The following is a 12,844-nucleotide window of genomic DNA, read 5'->3' as shown; positions in this document are numbered from 1 at the left end:
GCACGCAGCGGCATTCAGCCCAGGAATTTCTGCCAGATCAGCAGCCCCCAGGTCAGGCCGGCGGCCAGCAGGGCCAGCATCACTGCCGCCGAGCCGATATCCTTGGCGCGACCCGACAGCTCGTGGTGCTCGGTGCCGATGCGGTCCACCACGCTCTCGATGGCGCTGTTGATCAGCTCCACGGTGAGCACCAGCAGGCAGCTGCCCACCAGTAGGATCCACTCAACCGGCCCGGAGCCGATCCACCAGGCCAATGGCAACATCACCACGCACAAGGCCAGTTCCTGGCGAAACGCCGTCTCGTGACGAAAGGCGAATTTCAGCCCCTTGAACGAGTATCCCGTGGCATCGATGAGGTGTCGCCATCCGGTTCGCGCTGGTTTCATCGTCTCGCTGTCCTTACGTGCAGGTAGACCTCAATGCGCCTCGATCATGCGCTCCAGGTCCTGGGTCAGGGGGTCCAGCACCTGGGCCCAGTTGAGCCATGGCGTGGAGGCGGTACCGTTGACCAATGCCGTGAACACGCCCCAGCGTCCCGAGCGGGCGCGGAAATAGCCGCTGGCGGCGCGTACCGCATAGGGCTGGTTGAGCGTACCGGTCTTGAGCATGATGCGCTCCTGAACCAGCGGCGAACCGCGGCGAATGAAGCGCGAAACACCGTTGGACGGCGACTGGAAGCTGGCGACGAAGCCGGGGAACAGCGACGCACGGTGGAACATGCTCTCCAGCAGCGCATTGGCACCGCTGGCCGAAGTGCGGTTCTCGGTGGTCAGGCCGCTGCCGCTGAGCATGATCACCGGTCCGTGATCGGGCAAGCCGGCCACGTAATCCTGGATCGCCTCACCCGCCTGGAGCAGGGTCGCCCTTGGGGCATCGACCAGATTGAGCGCCAGCACGTCGGCCATGAAATTGTTGGAATAGTTCATCACGTGAAGCAGCAGCTCCTGCAGCGACTCGCCCTCCACTTCTGCCAGGGTGCGAGCCGAGGCGGGCGGCGGCTCGACGCTGGTGGCGTAACCGTCGCCGATACCGATGCCGGCCTGGTCGAGCACGGCCGCCAGGGTACGCGCCGTCTGGCGAGCGGGGTCGCCACTGGCTCGGTAGACGTCACGCGATGCCGCGTTGAGCGCGATATGGCCGCGCAACAGCATCACGTCACCCTCTTCACGGGTGACGCGCTCGGCGCTGAATTCGGTGGCAGTGCCGGTCGCTCGCGTTTCGACCTGATTGTCGATGCCCAGGATCAGGGCCTGGCTGTCACAGCTGGTCACCCGAGCCGGCTCGCCCACTGCCGCCCCAGGAGCGACATTGACACACCAGTTGCCGTAATTGACACCCGCCGAGGAGAGCAGCGCGCTGTAGCTGTTGGCAGCCCGCGAACGGGCATCGCAGCGATCGGTGGTGATGCACTCCACCGGGCCGAAGCGCCACTGGCTGACTACCAGCCCTCCTTCGATTTCACGCACCCCGGCCTGATACAGCCGCTGTGCCAGTCGCCACAAGTCTTCGGTGACCAGCGCCGGGTCCCCGCCACCCTCGAAAATCAGATCGCCGCGCAGCACGCCGTCGGCGTCGAGTTCACCGCTGCTGACCAGGCGCGTGGTGAAGCGATGCTGGGGTCCCCAGCGGTCGAGCGCCGCCGCCGCCAGGTAAGCCTTGGAGACCGAAGCCGGCGACAGCTGACGCTGCGGCTCGATGGCGCCGACCACTTCCCCGGGACGATCACCATCCCCCAGCAGCCGGGCCTCGGCGCTGACCTGAAAGCCTCGCTCGGTCATTTTTTCCAGCTCCGTGAAGCCCGCTGCCGATACGAGCAAGGGCATCAGCGAAGCGCCGACGAGGAGCAGGCAGCGAAACCGGGCAGCAGTACGAGTCATCATTGCAACAGGATCCATCCAGAACTCATGTAGCGAATCAGTGGGTGGAAAGGCGTGAAAAGAGCTGGATCACAACCACCCCGGTGATGATCAGACCGATCCCCACCACGGCCGGCGTATCGGGTCGCTGGCCATACACCAGCACCCCGACCAGGGCCACCAGCACGATTCCCAGACCGGCCCAGATGGCATAGGCGATACCGACCGGGATGGTGCGCAGCACCAGCGACAGCATGAAAAACGCGAGGGCATAGCCGACCACCACCAGCAGGCTGGGACCAGGCCGGGTGAAGCCGTCGGTGGCCTTGAGCGCACTGGTCGCCACGACTTCCGCCACGATGGCCAGCGCCAGGTAGACGAACGCCATCAGCCAACCTCCTCTGCTGTACCGCCGGGAACGAGCTGCGGCGCGTGGGGCAGGTCCACTACCAGGCGCCAGAGAGACTGACCGCTGAGGTGATACTTGCGTTCAAACGGGGTCAGGTATGGCTCGTCGGGGACGAAGACATCCACCTCTGCGGTCTCGCCGGTGACCTGGTTCAGGGCCAGGGCGAACTCCTCCACGTAGAGCCGCCAGTTGGAGCGAAGCTCCAGGCGGCCGCCGAGTGCCAGGATCACCGGCAGCACCGGATGGCCATGCCAGCGCTGCTTGAGGTGCGCCGACTTGGGGTAGGGGTTGGGATAGAGCAGGTAGTGCCGCACCGGCTGCCAGCCGGCGGCCAGCGCCAGGCGCCAGAAGTCCACCAGGTCGGCGCGCACCAGCAAAGCGTTGTCCCCCACCTCGCCATGTTCTCGCGAGAGCCGCTCGGCGCTGCGATCCACACCGATGACCAGATGATCGGCGAAGCCGGCGGCCAGCTGGCGCGTCGAGAGCCCCACGCCGCAGCCTGCATCGAGGATCAGCGGCCGGCCTGCACCGCCATGCTGTGTGTACCAGGCCTGGGCCCGCTCGAACGCCTCGCGCGTGTGGTCGGCCACCGGCTTGCGCAGGGGGTGGCCCAAGGCACGCGTGACGCGCCTTGCGACGTCCTTGTGCGGACCCAGCTGATTGGTGGCGATGGCGCGGGAAGTGACATGCATGGCGAGAGCGATTCGGTGGCTGACGAACTGGCCATTCTAGCAGCCATGGCGTGGCAGGCGAGGGGCAAAAAAAAGGCGCCTCCAAAGACAGGAAGCGCCCACATACCCACTCGTATGACTCAAACAGCGATCTCAGCATAACGTCTTCGGCATCTTATTTCAAACGTTTGTTCCATAGCTGATGGCCGGAACAGGGGCTGCACGCCCATGACGGCATCCCGGACCGGGTGCTATGATCGCCTCTCTTAATGTCTACATTACCGACTCGCACGAACAGCACAACGAGGAAAGCGGCTTGTCACACTTACCGGTGATCGTCGGCATGGGCGGCGTCAACGCCGCCGGTCGTACCTCAGGCCATCAAGCATTTCGTCGCACCGTGATCGACGCCCTTCCTGAAGCCGAGCAGCAGGCGCTGCTGCTCGGCCTGGCCGCTCTGATGGGCCTGGGCAGCTGTCGGGAAGGGGCCTGGTACGATGCCGCCGGAAATCCCATCGACGCCAGCAAGCTGGCCGAGAATTGCCGCGAGCAGGTGCTCGACCACACCCTGATACGGCGCATCGAAGATCCCCGCTTCAACGACGAGGGGCTGCCGGCCAATCGCCGCGCCGGCCTGGGCCTGGGCACCGAGCTGACCTTCAGCATTCGCCGCCGCCAGCTGCCGGAGCGCCTGCCGCCCACCTGGCAGGTGCGCGAACTGGACCGCCATACCCTTGAGGTCACGGTCCCCCCCGGCGAACTCGACGTGCTGCTGCCGGAGACCCGGCCGGCGCAGGTACGGGCCGCCGGACAGCTACCCAGCGGCTTCGACCCCAGCCGCTACTACCGTAGCGTGCACCATCCCCGCGGCCTGTCGATGTCGATCTTCGCCGCCAGCGACTGCCTGGCCAGCAGCGGCCTGGAGTGGGAAACCCTGCGCAACCGCCTCGATCCCGACGAGATCGCCGTCTATGCCGGCAACTCCATCGGCCAGCTCGACGACGAGGGCTGGGGCGGGCTGCTCAAGAGCTTCGTCTCGGGCAATCGCGCCACCTCCAAGCAGATGCCGCTGGGCTACGGCCAGATGCCCGCCGACTTCCTCAACGCCTACGTGCTGGGCAGCGTCGGCGGAACCGGTGCGGTGCTCGGTGCCTGCGCCAGCTTTCTCTACAACCTGCGCCTGGGGGTGGAGGATATCCGCAGCGGCCAGCGCCGTGCCGTGATGGTGGGCACTTCCGACGCCCCGGTGACCCCCGAAATCATCGAAGGCTTCCGCGCCATGGGCGCGCTGGCCGACGACGACAGCCTCAAGGCGCTGGATGCGCTGGAACTGCTTACCGATGCCGATTACCAGCGCGCCTGTCGCCCCTTCGCACGCAACTGCGGCTTCACCATCGCCGAAGCCAGCCAGTTCGTGCTGCTGCTCGACGACACCCTGGCGCTGGAACTCGGCGCCGAGATCCTCGGCAGCGTGCCGGGAGTGTTCGTCAACGCCGACGGCTGGAAGCGTTCCATCTCCGCCCCAGGTATCGGCAACTACATCACCTTGGGCAAGGCGGCTGCGCTGGTACGCGACATGCTGGGCGAAGAGGCGCTGCGCGAGCGCAGTTTCCTGCATGCCCACGGCACCAGCACACCGAAGAACCGGGTGACGGAGTCCCACGTCTTCGACCTGGTCGCCCGCGCCAACGGCATCGAGCACTGGCCCGTGGTGGCGGTGAAGGCCTTCGTCGGCCACTCCCAGGGCAGCGCCGCCGGCGACCAGTTGACCAGTGCCCTGGGCAGCTTCGCCCACGGCCTGCTGCCGGGCATTCCGACCCTCGATGCGGTGGCTGACGACGTCCATGCCGAGCGGCTCAAGTTCTCCCGCGAGCCGCAGCCGTTTGCGGCCGATGCCGCCTTTATCAACGCCAAGGGCTTCGGCGGCAACAACGCTACCGGGGTGGTGTTGTCGCCCGCCGTGACCGAGCGTCTGCTGCTGAAACGCCATGGCGAAGCCGCCGTTGCGGCCTGGCGCGAACGACGCGACGCCACCCGCCAGGCCAGCCAGGCCTATCTGGCCCAGGCCGACGGCGGCCACTACCAGGCGCGCTACCGCTTCGGCGAGGGCGTGCTGGAAGGGCCGGAGCTCGAAGTCAGTGCCACCGACATCACCATCCCCGGCTACACGCGCCCGGTATCGCTGGCGGTGGACAACCCCTTCGGCAAGCTGGAAGACTGAGGCGCCGCCCCGTTGTCGCCTCGGTCGGGGACGGTTACTCTGAGCCTCTTGAGCTGTGCAATTGAGCGGAGCGCCATGAAAATCGCGGTCTATCCCGGCACCTTCGACCCCATCACCCACGGCCACTATGACCTGATCGAGCGTGCCTCGCTGCTGTTCGACAAGGTCGTGGTGGCCATCTCGGCCAGCCCCGGCAAGAACCCGGCGCTGGATCTCGACACCCGTATCGCCCTGGCGCGTGAGGTATCGGTCGGGCTCGACAACGTCGAGGTGATCGGCTTCTCGGGTCTTCTCACCGACATGATGGCCGAGCAGCAGGCCCATATCATCCTGCGCGGCCTGCGTGCGGTGTCCGACTTCGAGTACGAGCTGCAGCTCGCCAACATGTATCGCGCCCAGGCGCCGGAACTCGAGAGCGTGTTCCTCACCCCGGCGGTGGAGAACTCCTATATCTCCTCCACCATCGTGCGCGAGATCGCCAAACTGAATGGTGACGTGTCGCGGCTGGTACATCCCAGGGTCGCCGAAACGCTGCGCAAGCATTACAATACCTGACCAGATTACTCGGTAATTGCCGAGCCGCTTTACTCAGGGTACGGCCGGACGCGGCGTGCCCGATCGCGAGGTAGCCCCATGGCCCTGATGATCACCGACGAGTGCATCAACTGCGACGTCTGCGAGCCCGAATGCCCCAACGACGCCATCTCCGCGGGCGAGGAAATCTATGTCATCGACCCCAACCTGTGCACCGAGTGCGTCGGTCACTACGACGAGCCGCAGTGCCAGCAGGTGTGCCCGGTCGACTGCATCCCGCTGGACCCCGAACGCCGCGAAACCCGCGACGAACTGATGACCAAGTATCGGCTGATCACTGCGGCCTGAATCGGTCGGCAGCCGGATCTGGCTTAGCGACAGCGAATAGATACCGCCCTGTCTGACTGGACATCCCGAGGTCCAGACCCGAGATCCGGTCACGATGAGGACGGTTGCGTTATCCCACCACTGCCACCATGCTGCTCGATTCGTCATTAACTGGGGCAAGACGTGGCGACCCTGCAAGCCGAGACACCTGCCGCCGCCCGGCGGCGCATCTGGACGCTGGCCTGGCCGATCATTCTCTCCAACATCACCGTGCCGCTCTTGGGGCTGGTGGACACGGCGGTGGTCGGGCACCTGCCGGATTCGCGCTACCTCGCCGGGGTGACGCTGGGCGCTACCCTGTTCAGCTTTCTTTACTGGGGTTTCGGCTTCCTGCGCATGGGCACCACCGGGCTCACTTCCCAGGCGGTGGGGCGCGAGAGCGACAGCGAGGTACGCAATCTGCTGGGTCAGTCGCTGCTGCTGGCCATGGGTATCGGTGCGCTGCTGATCCTGTTCTCCCAGCCGCTGATCGCCCTCGGGCTGTGGCTGCTCGACGGCAGCGAGGGCGCTACTGCCCTGGCCGCCGAGTATGCCCAGATCCGCATTCTTTCCGCCCCAGCGGTGCTGGCCAACTACGCCATCCTCGGCTGGTTCCTGGGCCAGCAGAATTCGCGGGTGACGCTGGCCATCCTGATACTGACCAATAGCGTCAACATCGCGCTGGACCTGCTGTTCGTGGTCGGGCTCGGCATGACCAGCGACGGCGTGGCCTGGGCCACGGTGATTGCTGATTACACGGCACTGGCCTTCGGCGGCTGGTTGGTGCTACGGCAACTGAAGCTGCTGCAAGGACGATTCCTGCGCGAGCGGCTGTTCCGGCTCGCAGCCTACGGCGAGCTCTTTCAGGTCAACGCCAACCTTTTCCTGCGCACCTTGGGGCTGCTGTTCGCCATGGCCTTCTTCACCTCGCGCGGCGCGGCGCAGGGCGACACCGTGTTGGCTGCCAATGCCGTGCTGATGCAGTTCATCATGCTCACCAGCTACGCCCTGGACGGCTTCGCCCATGCAGCCGAAGCCACCACCGGACGCGCCGTGGGCCGGCGACGCTGGGACGAGTTCGGCACGGCCGTGCGCGCTGCCGCCAGGTTCTCGCTGATGACGGCCACTGCCGCGGCGCTCGCCTTTGCCCTGGGCGGCGGCCATCTCATTGCGCTGCTGACCGGCCTGCCCGAAGTGCGGCAAACCGCCGGCGAGTACTTGCCGTGGATGATCGTGATGCCGCTGATCGCGGTATGGAGCTATCTGCTCGACGGCGTTTTCATCGGCGCCACGGCGATTCGCGAGATGCGCAACAGCATTTTCATCGCGTTGGCGGTTTATCTTCCCGTCTGGTGGCTAGCCCGGGCGATCGCCCCACCGGATTATGAAAACCATGCCCTGTGGCTGGCGTTTCTCATCTTTACCGTGATGCGGTCGCTGGTACTGGTCGGCTACTATTGGCATCATCGACGCAACCGCTGGTGCCAACGACCACTCGATGGCAAGGCACAGCGAACCCCCAACCGTCCCGTCTGAGCCGCAGAGTCCTTTTCATTAGGGCAAGTCGATGACATTGCGCTATTTTTCTCAGACGCATCCAAGACAACCAGAAGAAGCGACGCCGCCATGCTAAAAACGCTGTCCAGACCCGCCGTCAGGCTGGTCGAACGCTATCTGCCGGATCCCTTCATCTTCGTGTTGCTGTTGACCGTCATCGCCGCAGCCGCCGCCATCGGCGTGGAGCGCCAGACGCCGCTGGCGGTGATGCGCTACTGGGGCGACGGTTTCTGGAATCTGCTGACCTTTTCCATGCAGATGCTGTTGATCCTGGTGACCGGGTTCATGCTGGCCAGTTCACCACCGGTCAAGCGCTTGCTGCAGCGGCTCGCCGGCCTGGCCAGAAACGCCGGGCATGCCATCCTGCTGGTCACGTTCGTGTCGTTGGCGGCCAGCTGGATCAACTGGGGCTTCGGGCTGGTGGTGGGCGCCCTGTTCGCCAAGGAGCTGGCGCGTGTGGTACGCGTCGACTATCGCCTGCTGGTGGCCAGCGCCTATTCCGGCTTCGTGGTCTGGCATGGCGGCCTGGCCGGATCCATTCCGCTGACCATCGCCACCGAAGGGCACTTCACCGCCGAGCAGATCGGTGTCATCGGCACCGGCTCGACCATCTTCGCCTTCTTCAACCTGGCGTTGGTCGTGTGTCTGTTCATCGTCATTCCGCTGGTCAACCGCGCCATGCTCCCCGACGACAGCGAGAGCGTCTACGTCGACCCCAAGCTGCTCGACGATGCCCCCGCCACACGGGTACGCCTTACGCGCCCCGCCGAGCGGCTGGAGAACAGCGTAACCCTGGCCTGGCTGGTCGGCATCCCCGGGGTGATCTTCCTGCTCGATCACTTCGTGCTGCGCAACGGCGGACTGAACCTCAACATCGTCAACTTCATGTTTCTGTTCCTGGCCATCGTGCTGCATCGCACCCCACGCAGCCTGCTGGAAAGCCTCAACGAGGCGATCAAGGGCGGTGCCGGCATCGTCATCCAGTTTCCCTTCTATGCCGGGATCATGGCCATCATGGTGCAGTCGGGGCTTGCGGAAACGATGTCCGAGGGCCTGATCTCGTTTGCCACCGAGACCTCGCTGCCATTCTGGTCCTTCATCAGTGCCGGCATCGTCAATCTGTTCGTGCCCTCCGGCGGCGGCCAGTGGGCGGTGCAGGCCCCGGTCATGCTGCCGGCCGCCGAGGCGCTCGGCGTGGACATACCGCGCGTGGCCATGGCCGTGGCTTGGGGCGACGCCTGGACCAACCTGCTGCAACCGTTCTGGGCCCTGCCGGTGCTTGCCATCGCCGGGCTCAAGGCCAAGGACATCATGGGCTATTGCCTGATCCAGTTGATCATCACCGGAGTGATCATCTCGGTCGGCCTGACCTGGTTCTGACTCCCCGCCGTGGCGTTGTACGGCCCCGGCAATGTCGGGGCGCCTCGGCACTTGCATCGAGTTTGACCGTCGCTCGTCGCGCTCGGCCATCGAGCCGCGGCGCGAAGTCGCGGCGGTAATGCCTGTGGGTTGCCCAGGGCGAAGGCGTTATGCTGTGGGAAATTCGACAATGAGAACGCCCCGATGGACGACCACGCCCTCCCCGGCCAGCACGAACTGACCATGACCGTGCTGATGACACCCGACATGGCCAACTTCAGCGGCAAGGTGCACGGCGGCGCCATCCTCAAGAAGCTCGACGAGGTGGCCTATGCCTGCGCCAGCCGCTACTCCGGCCACTATGTGGTCACGCTGTCGGTCGATCAGGTCTTGTTCAAGCAGCCGATCCACGTCGGCGAGCTGGTCACCTTTCTGGCTTGCGTCAACCATGTCGGCCGCTCCTCGATGGAGATCGGCATCAAGGTGGTCGCCGAAGATATCCAGCGCAAGCTGATTCGCCATACCAATAGCTGTTACCTGACCATGGTGGCGGTGGATGCCAACGGCAATCCGGCTCGCGTGCCGCCGCTGGCGCTGACAACACCGCTACAGCGGCTGCGCTTCGAGAAGGCGGCCCTGCGCAAGAAGCTGCGCAAGCAGGCCGAGGAGGCCGAGCATCAAACCCAGGTGGAGCATGGGCAGAGCAGCGACAGCCGGGAGCAGCAAGAGAAATAGGCAAGCGGCGCATTAGCCGCTCGTCGATGGCAAGAGTCGGTCAGCCGCAGCCGATATTGGTGATGGTATCGCTACTGTCGAGATGGACATTGATCCGATCGCCCCGGTACTCCATGGTGTAGGCATGCCCCGGGCGGATGGTCCGTAGGGTAGCGGCGCCGCTCTCGCGGCGTATCGACTCGCCCAGCGCTTCGTCGTAGCGTCGGCCGACCCGGTCCTGTACGCGCTGCGCTCCGCAAGCATCCTCTGACTCGCTGACCCGAGGCGGTTTGGGGGCGGGTTCGGATGCAGGATTGCTGGCATTCGACATATGAGTACAACCTGTCAGTAGCGTCAGGCCGACAGACATCAGGCACAACCGCAGAGGGCTTACCATGTAAGGTCTCGCTAAAGGAATGAGGAGCAAGGGAGAAATCTTCAGGCAGCGCACGGGAAGACTGCCAGATCACCCGTGCGCTGCCAGGCCGGACCGTGCGTGTTACTCGGCCGCTTCTTCTATTTCCTGACCACCACGCTCGATATCTTCACCGGCGCCTTCGATGGTATTGCAGCCCGCCAGTGCACCAGCGGCCATCAGCAGGGCGAAACTCAGGGCTATTGCTTTCTTCATGGTCGTATCTCCTTGAAACGAAGAAGGGAAATCCATTCCTTGCCGTGAAGCAATGGCCACTTAAGCGTAACAGCCCTTAACCGATTTGCATAACCGCTAATATGACGACGATTGACGCTGGATCGCTTCGCCTCCCTCCTCGATGTCTTCCCCCATGCCTCGCATGGTATTGCAGCCGCTGAGCAGCGACAGGCCCAGAAGGGTTGCCAGCAGTACCGCCATCGTCCGTTTCATGCACCGTTCCTCCTTCGTCGGGGTTGGTTCCTTCACTCTAGCCGCTGTCGCCCCGCTTCGCTTGATTTCGTGTCAGGCACTTCTCGCCCCCCTGTGTCATGATGGTCTCCATCGTCGTCGCGCAAGGAGAGGAAGGATGTCGTCAGTAGCGTTGGATGAACGACTCGTCAGGGATAGCTACCCAGTCGCGGAGCTGCCGCTGTGCCAGCTGCGCCTGATGGACGATACTCGCTTTCCCTGGCTGATTCTGATCCCTCGGCGTAGCGGTGTCAGCGAAGTGTTCGACCTGGAAGCGGCGGACCAGCGCCAGCTGTGGCACGAGGTTGGCGAGGTGGGGCGTATGCTCAAGGCCCTGACCCAGGCTGACAAGATCAACGTGGCCAACCTGGGCAACGTGGTCTCTCAGTTGCACGTCCACGTCGTGGCCCGCAAAAGCGACGACGACGCCTGGCCAGGCCCCGTCTGGGGACACGGGGCGCCGCAACCCTACGACCGCAATGACCTGGCCAGCAGGCGAGACTACCTGCTGGCGCAACTGGACGGGATGAAACTGCAGCTATGAGCTCGATCGCCCTCCAAAGGGATGGCCACCGGGCGCTGGGGACCGCTCTGCCGGGCCGCTGTGGGTCGGCGGATCACCCAGCAGGGGTGCCGTGCTGGGTTTCGTCACCCCGGTGACGGACAACGAAATCCCCAGCGCCATGATGGCGAGCCCACCGCCCAGGGCTGCCCAGCCCAGCAGGCGTCCCATTCGCCACCGGCCACTCTGCTTGCCCAACCGGCGCTCGGCCCAGCCGCGCGCCATGACGCTGGCCAAGGCCAGACCTGAGACGGTCAGCGCCGTCCCCAGCGCCATCACCATGACCGCCGCGACACCGGCGGCGAACTGATTCAGCAGGGTGGCCGCCCCCAGCAGCAGCACACCGCCGCTGCAAGGGCGAATGCCGATGGCAACCACCGTGGCCAGCGCAGTGCGCCAGTCGGTGGCCTGCTGCGGGTCGACATGATGATGACCGCCGCAGCAGGCTGAATCATGGCCGTGATGGTGATGACCATGTCGACCGTGTGCATGCACCGGCTCAGCGAGCGGTCGCCGCAGTTGACGAATCGCTCGCAGGCACAGCCAGCCACCCAGCAACGTCACCATCAGGAAGCTGGCCTGCTCGACCCAGGCAACACTGCCCATCGCCTGGCGCGTCACCCAGCCCAGGCCATGCACCAGCACCACTACCAGGCCGATGGCCACCAGCCCCTGCAGCAGCGAGGCGGCAAAAGAGAGCGCCAGCGCTCGGCGCGTGGCGCCACCCTGCGAGAGGAGGTAGGTCGTCAGCACCGCCTTGCCATGCCCCGGGCCGGCGGCATGAAACACACCGTAGCCGAAGCTTATACCGAGCAGCGTGGCCCAGGCCGCCGGCGAAGGCGTGCCGGAAAACTCGGTGATGGCCAGGGTGAGGGCACGGTGGAGATCGCGCTGCCACGCCAGCAGTTGCAGGCTCATCGCCTGTAGCCCGCCCTGCCCGAGCAGTAGCAGCACCAGAGCGGCGAGAGCCAGCAGAGCCAACAATATCAGTCCGGCCCGCCATGCCTTGAGGGGAGTTCCGGCGAATATCCTGGCCATTATTCGCATTCCACTACTCCGGTTTCGGCAAAGTGCCGTCCCAGGCCGGGCTCGGCCTGATCTTGCACATCGAGCATGGAGGCCTCCATGACCCGCTCGGGATCGGGGTCGGCAGGCAGCACGCGGGTGGTACAATTCAGCCCGCCGCCCACCGTCAGGGCGTCGTCATCGGGGGCGTCACCTTCCGCTGCGTGGACGACCTCGAGATAGTAGGTCGGGTCGAATACCTGGTACTGCAGCGTCTGTTCGCTCAATGTCCGGGGCTCAGCCAGCGGCAGGAGGAAGACGAATTCCACCCTGCCGTCACGCTCCATCACGGTGTACTCGGTCACGTCGCCAAGACGCAGCGCATCGTCGCCCATACGAAGTTCGGTGAAGTAATCGAACGGCTTGAGATTGCCGCGAATCTCGCCGCCCAGCCGATCGAGGCCTGCCTCCAGGCCACCTTCGGTCTGGCTCAGCTCCTCGATCAGGACCAGGCTGTAGAAGGGGTCCATGCGCCAGGCTTGGTGCAGCGCTTCAAGACGCCCCTCCTCGTCGACCACCAGACGGACTCGAATGTCGATCCAGCCATGCGGATGGGCCAGGGCCAGAGCCGGCAACAAGGCAAGCAGGCCTGCCAGCGCGGTGCGTCTCGCCCCCGAACGGAAGCGTCGAAACAGAAGGCTCATAGA

General features: G+C 65.0%; 16 protein-coding genes. 7 read left to right on the top strand and 9 right to left on the bottom strand.

Annotation, left to right across the window (positions count from 1 at the left end; all coding sequences use genetic code 11):
* Nucleotides 1–14: 14 nt before the first annotated feature.
* The 4 genes from KPL81_RS18960 to trmB are packed head-to-tail and all read right to left on the bottom strand — an operon-like array spanning nucleotide 15 to nucleotide 2,957.
* On the bottom strand, nucleotides 15–386 hold the full coding sequence (locus KPL81_RS18960) for a diacylglycerol kinase (protein ID WP_209474457.1): 372 nt from the start codon (nucleotides 384–386) through the stop codon (nucleotides 15–17).
* Nucleotides 387–416: 30 nt separating this feature from the next.
* Complete coding sequence (dacB, locus tag KPL81_RS18955) at nucleotides 417–1,880, bottom strand: D-alanyl-D-alanine carboxypeptidase/D-alanyl-D-alanine endopeptidase (protein ID WP_422674149.1); 1,464 nt, start codon at nucleotides 1,878–1,880, stop codon at nucleotides 417–419.
* 34 nt (nucleotides 1,881–1,914) lie between these two features.
* Nucleotides 1,915–2,247, bottom strand: coding sequence for a DMT family transporter (locus tag KPL81_RS18950; RefSeq protein WP_422674152.1), 333 nt, complete (start codon nucleotides 2,245–2,247; stop codon nucleotides 1,915–1,917).
* Nucleotides 2,244–2,957, bottom strand: coding sequence for a tRNA (guanine(46)-N(7))-methyltransferase TrmB (gene trmB / locus KPL81_RS18945; RefSeq protein WP_219793455.1), 714 nt, complete (start codon nucleotides 2,955–2,957; stop codon nucleotides 2,244–2,246). The genes KPL81_RS18950 and trmB overlap by 4 nt, the downstream gene beginning before the upstream one ends.
* A gap of 322 nt (nucleotides 2,958–3,279) precedes the next feature.
* On the opposite strand from trmB, the gene KPL81_RS18940 reads away from it, so the two are divergent.
* The 6 genes from KPL81_RS18940 to KPL81_RS18915 all read left to right on the top strand — a co-directional run bounded on the left by KPL81_RS18940 (nucleotide 3,280) and on the right by KPL81_RS18915 (nucleotide 9,708).
* Complete coding sequence (locus tag KPL81_RS18940) at nucleotides 3,280–5,157, top strand: beta-ketoacyl synthase (RefSeq protein WP_219793564.1); 1,878 nt, start codon at nucleotides 3,280–3,282, stop codon at nucleotides 5,155–5,157.
* A gap of 75 nt (nucleotides 5,158–5,232) precedes the next feature.
* Nucleotides 5,233–5,712 (top strand): pantetheine-phosphate adenylyltransferase, encoded by a 480-nt coding sequence (coaD, locus tag KPL81_RS18935; protein WP_209474464.1) that lies wholly within the window; start codon nucleotides 5,233–5,235, stop codon nucleotides 5,710–5,712.
* A 78-nt stretch (nucleotides 5,713–5,790) separates the two neighbouring features.
* Nucleotides 5,791–6,039 (top strand): YfhL family 4Fe-4S dicluster ferredoxin, encoded by a 249-nt coding sequence (locus KPL81_RS18930; protein WP_219793454.1) that lies wholly within the window; start codon nucleotides 5,791–5,793, stop codon nucleotides 6,037–6,039.
* Nucleotides 6,040–6,201: 162 nt separating this feature from the next.
* Nucleotides 6,202–7,593, top strand: a complete 1,392-nt coding sequence (locus tag KPL81_RS18925; protein WP_219793453.1) for an MATE family efflux transporter — start codon at nucleotides 6,202–6,204, stop codon at nucleotides 7,591–7,593.
* Nucleotides 7,594–7,683: 90 nt separating this feature from the next.
* On the top strand, nucleotides 7,684–8,994 hold the full coding sequence (locus KPL81_RS18920) for a short-chain fatty acid transporter (protein WP_209474470.1): 1,311 nt from the start codon (nucleotides 7,684–7,686) through the stop codon (nucleotides 8,992–8,994).
* 183 nt (nucleotides 8,995–9,177) lie between these two features.
* A complete protein-coding gene (locus tag KPL81_RS18915; protein ID WP_209474472.1) occupies nucleotides 9,178–9,708 on the top strand; it encodes an acyl-CoA thioesterase in 531 nt (176 codons plus the stop codon).
* 40 nt (nucleotides 9,709–9,748) lie between these two features.
* Here KPL81_RS18915 and KPL81_RS18910 read toward each other — a convergent pair whose 3' ends face one another.
* The 3 genes from KPL81_RS18910 to KPL81_RS18900 form a co-directional block, all read right to left on the bottom strand.
* Nucleotides 9,749–10,018, bottom strand: coding sequence for an I78 family peptidase inhibitor (locus tag KPL81_RS18910; RefSeq protein WP_209474475.1), 270 nt, complete (start codon nucleotides 10,016–10,018; stop codon nucleotides 9,749–9,751).
* Nucleotides 10,019–10,186: 168 nt separating this feature from the next.
* Complete coding sequence (locus KPL81_RS18905; protein WP_209474477.1) at nucleotides 10,187–10,318, bottom strand: entericidin A/B family lipoprotein; 132 nt, start codon at nucleotides 10,316–10,318, stop codon at nucleotides 10,187–10,189.
* 96 nt (nucleotides 10,319–10,414) lie between these two features.
* Nucleotides 10,415–10,552, bottom strand: coding sequence for an entericidin A/B family lipoprotein (locus KPL81_RS18900; protein WP_209474479.1), 138 nt, complete (start codon nucleotides 10,550–10,552; stop codon nucleotides 10,415–10,417).
* A gap of 136 nt (nucleotides 10,553–10,688) precedes the next feature.
* Between KPL81_RS18900 and KPL81_RS18895 the strand changes: the two genes are divergently transcribed.
* Nucleotides 10,689–11,114 (top strand): HIT domain-containing protein, encoded by a 426-nt coding sequence (locus KPL81_RS18895; protein WP_209474481.1) that lies wholly within the window; start codon nucleotides 10,689–10,691, stop codon nucleotides 11,112–11,114.
* Here the strand turns inward: KPL81_RS18895 and KPL81_RS18890 are convergent.
* Together KPL81_RS18890 and KPL81_RS18885 are read right to left on the bottom strand one after the other, a co-directional pair.
* Nucleotides 11,109–12,170, bottom strand: coding sequence for a nickel/cobalt transporter (locus tag KPL81_RS18890; protein ID WP_219793452.1), 1,062 nt, complete (start codon nucleotides 12,168–12,170; stop codon nucleotides 11,109–11,111). The genes KPL81_RS18895 and KPL81_RS18890 overlap by 6 nt on opposite strands.
* Entirely contained in the window at nucleotides 12,170–12,841 is a 672-nt protein-coding gene (locus KPL81_RS18885; protein ID WP_219793451.1) for a DUF1007 family protein, read from the bottom strand. Before KPL81_RS18885 ends, KPL81_RS18890 begins: the two co-directional genes overlap by 1 nt.
* Between the last annotated feature and the right edge of the window lie 3 nt (nucleotides 12,842–12,844).

This window comes from Billgrantia antri (assembly GCF_019430905.1).
Classification (GTDB): Bacteria; Pseudomonadota; Gammaproteobacteria; order Pseudomonadales; family Halomonadaceae; genus Halomonas; species Halomonas antri.
This window is presented reverse-complemented; position numbering and strand designations above follow the sequence as displayed.

What these genes read in the sequence shown, in the direction of transcription:
- KPL81_RS18930 (WP_219793454.1), top strand. Translation starts at nt 5,791, where the DNA reads ATGGCCCTGATGATCACCGACGAGTGCATCAACTGCGACGTCTGCGAG.
- KPL81_RS18940 (WP_219793564.1), top strand. Translation starts at nt 3,280, where the DNA reads ATGGGCGGCGTCAACGCCGCCGGTCGTACCTCAGGCCATCAAGCATTT.
- KPL81_RS18900 (WP_209474479.1), bottom strand. Translation starts at nt 10,552, where the DNA reads ATGAAACGGACGATGGCGGTACTGCTGGCAACCCTTCTGGGCCTGTCG.
- KPL81_RS18915 (WP_209474472.1), top strand. Translation starts at nt 9,178, where the DNA reads ATGGACGACCACGCCCTCCCCGGCCAGCACGAACTGACCATGACCGTG.
- KPL81_RS18895 (WP_209474481.1), top strand. Translation starts at nt 10,689, where the DNA reads ATGTCGTCAGTAGCGTTGGATGAACGACTCGTCAGGGATAGCTACCCA.
- coaD (WP_209474464.1), top strand. Translation starts at nt 5,233, where the DNA reads ATGAAAATCGCGGTCTATCCCGGCACCTTCGACCCCATCACCCACGGC.
- trmB (WP_219793455.1), bottom strand. Translation starts at nt 2,957, where the DNA reads ATGCATGTCACTTCCCGCGCCATCGCCACCAATCAGCTGGGTCCGCAC.
- KPL81_RS18910 (WP_209474475.1), bottom strand. Translation starts at nt 10,018, where the DNA reads ATGTCGAATGCCAGCAATCCTGCATCCGAACCCGCCCCCAAACCGCCT.
- KPL81_RS18960 (WP_209474457.1), bottom strand. Translation starts at nt 386, where the DNA reads ATGAAACCAGCGCGAACCGGATGGCGACACCTCATCGATGCCACGGGA.
- KPL81_RS18885 (WP_219793451.1), bottom strand. Translation starts at nt 12,841, where the DNA reads ATGAGCCTTCTGTTTCGACGCTTCCGTTCGGGGGCGAGACGCACCGCG.
- KPL81_RS18920 (WP_209474470.1), top strand. Translation starts at nt 7,684, where the DNA reads ATGCTAAAAACGCTGTCCAGACCCGCCGTCAGGCTGGTCGAACGCTAT.
- dacB (WP_422674149.1), bottom strand. Translation starts at nt 1,880, where the DNA reads ATGATGACTCGTACTGCTGCCCGGTTTCGCTGCCTGCTCCTCGTCGGC.
- KPL81_RS18905 (WP_209474477.1), bottom strand. Translation starts at nt 10,318, where the DNA reads ATGAAGAAAGCAATAGCCCTGAGTTTCGCCCTGCTGATGGCCGCTGGT.
- KPL81_RS18890 (WP_219793452.1), bottom strand. Translation starts at nt 12,170, where the DNA reads ATGGCCAGGATATTCGCCGGAACTCCCCTCAAGGCATGGCGGGCCGGA.